This window comes from Aminobacter sp. P4_D5 (genome assembly GCF_056401815.1).
Genome location: NZ_JBFUIP010000894.1, coordinates 1 through 637 on the forward strand (window position 1 = coordinate 1; position 637 = coordinate 637).

Below are 637 nucleotides of genomic sequence, written 5' to 3' on the forward strand. Positions count from 1 at the left end.
CCTACATCCCCGCCCACAAGACGCAGTACGCACGTGCCTCTGGCCCCAGGCCCACGGAGCTGAGCCCCTCTCTCGGCTTGCCACCGCGGCGCAAGGTTTACGCAACGACGTCAAGCGTTCTGGCAACCCCGGGGGCTCACCCTTCCGGTTTTCTTCTGGTCGCTGGTTCGTTCGACCGTTTCGTCAATCTGGGGCCGCCCCGTCGGGGATGGTTCCACTATGTTTGTGGAAGGTGCCTGCGATGACCCCTAAGGTCGCTCGCTTCCTTGCTGACACCCAACCGGCGACGCCGTGTCTGGTGCTCGACGTGGACCGCGTGGAAGAGAACTTCCGCCGGCTGCGCGATGCCCTTCCGCTCGCCCGCATCTATTATGCCGTGAAGGCCAATCCGGCCGCGCCCGTGCTGGAGCGGCTGGTCGGCCTCGGCTCGCATTTCGACGCCGCGAGCTTCCAGGAAGTCTCGATGTGCCTGGATTCCGGCGCCGATCCGGAGGCGATCTCCTACGGCAACACCATCAAGCGCGAGCGCGACATCGCCGGTGCCTATGCGCGCGGCGTGCGCATGTTCGCCTTCGACAGCGAGATGGAACTGGAGAAGCTGGCCCGCTCCGCCCCGGGCAGCCGCGTCTATTGCCGC

The 637-nt window shown here is 66.1% G+C and carries 1 pseudogene; it reads left to right on the plus strand.

Going from position 1 to position 637, the window contains the following annotated elements:
- Positions 1–298: 298 nt before the first annotated feature.
- Positions 299–637, plus strand: a pseudogene (locus tag AC1DWF_RS35640) (hypothetical protein); the annotation flags it as partial.